At 48.5% G+C, this 1,821-nt stretch carries 1 protein-coding gene and 1 pseudogene; both read right to left on the reverse strand.

Features of this window, described 5'->3' with window-relative positions:
- Positions 1-1,382, reverse strand: a pseudogene (locus STRDD11_RS10310) (HAMP domain-containing sensor histidine kinase); the annotation flags it as partial.
- Positions 1,372-1,821 (reverse strand): response regulator transcription factor (locus tag STRDD11_RS10315; protein WP_241209412.1); only part of this gene is annotated, 450 nt, incomplete at its 5' end. The pseudogene STRDD11_RS10310 and the gene STRDD11_RS10315, both read right to left, overlap by 11 nt.

Genomic DNA, 1,821 nt, shown 5'->3' on the forward strand with positions numbered 1-1,821 from the left:
CAGAGCGTTTTTATTGTCCTTCAGCGGCAGCCGAACCTCAAAACAGCTCCTTTGGGCTTATTATCCTTCACCGCAATGGTGCCCTTGAAGGCCTCCACAATCTGCTTGGCCAGTGACAGACCCAGACCGAAACCGCCCTTTTGGCGGGTCCGGGCCTTGTCAATCCGGTAAAAACGGTCAAAGATTTTTTTCTTATCCTCAGTCTTAATCCCCGGTCCGTTATCAGAAATCCGCAAAATCAGATTCCGGTCATTGGTCAGAGCCACGAAGCGAATCTGCCCGTCTTCCTCAGTGTACTTCAGAGCATTGTCAAAGAGGATGGTCATCAGCTGCTTGAGCAGGATGCTGTCGGTCCACACCGGCCGCCGGATCATATTTTCAGAATGGAACAATTTGGCATTTTCCTCCGAAATAATCCGATAGTTGGCAAAAGTTGTATCAAAAAATTCCGGCTCCACTTCGCCGTATTCCGGATTGATGCCGTCATCACGGCGAGCCAGATTGAGCAGATTGGTCGTCAAGAGGCGCATATTGCGCACTTCATCCAGACTGGAAGCGATATTCTCGCTGGAGTCCATGATGGTCGCCTCAGGCTTGCGAAAGAGCGATTCCAGACGGTTTTGCAGCACGGCCAAGGGCGTCCGCAGCTCATGGCTGGCATTTTCCACAAAAGCCTTCTGCCGCTGCACATTTTCCAGAAGCGGCTTCACACTCATCCGGGCCAAGTAAATGCTGGCAATGAGCGAGATGCCCCAGAAACTGACCATAACCATGGCAATCAGCTGCTCATGCTTCTCACTAGTCTGCTCCAGCTGGCTGATACTGGTCATCACTACCGCATACTTGATGTCTGGGTAGACATCATTGGGGTCAATATCAAAGAGATAGGCCCGGTAGCTCTCCGTCTGGCCAAAGCTGTTGCTGACGACAACCTGTTTGATTTGATCCAGATAGCTTTTGTTAAATTCCAGTGAATTAAAGTCAAGGAAGCCGTCACTCTTGCTGGTCGAGATATTTTTATAATCCTCGTCCAAGAGCAGGGCAAAAGTATTGGAACTGACATTGGCCTTGCCCAGCTCATCCGGCTTAGAATCGCCTGGTCCGCCGCCAGCAGCAGGAACACTGCCGGCTTCCTGGCCATTGCTGACCTTATTGCTGGGGTCAGACTGCTGGCCGGTCGTCCGATAAGCCAAATCAGCCACTGAATTGGGACTGAGGCTCAGCGTTTTCAAATTATCATCAACCGTCGTATAGAGGCTGGAGCGCATCACCTGGATGATAATCAGGGTCATAGCCGAGAAAATCAGGGTGAACAGCCCAAAATAGCGAATGAAATATGAAAAATCATCCGCATAAAAGGTTTTCTTAATTTTATTCAGCATCTTTTAAAATATATCCGACACTACGAAGGGTCTGCAGATTTTTCGCAAATGCCGTTCCTTTCAGTTTTTTGCGAATCTTCGAAACGTACACTTCAACGACTGAAATCGTTGTGTCGCTGTCAAATCCCCAAAGACGGTCAAAAATCTGAGTTTTAGGCAGGATAACATTTTGATTTTGCAGGAAATAAACCAGCAAATCAAACTCCTTGCCCAAGAGCTCAACTTCTTTGCCGTCCATCTGCGTTGAATTGGTCAGCAAATTAACCGTCACATCACCGTAGGAAAGAGTATTTTCGTTGAATTTTCCAGAGCGTTTCAACAGGGCCTGGATCCGCATTTTCAGCTCTTCCAGATAGAAAGGCTTGGTCAGATAATCATCTGCCCCCAGCTCAAAGCCGTGCCCCTTATCGTCCAGACTCTCCTTGGCTGTCATGATCAG

The organism is Streptococcus sp. DD11 (assembly GCF_001578865.1).
GTDB lineage: Bacteria > Bacillota > Bacilli > Lactobacillales > Streptococcaceae > Streptococcus > Streptococcus panodentis.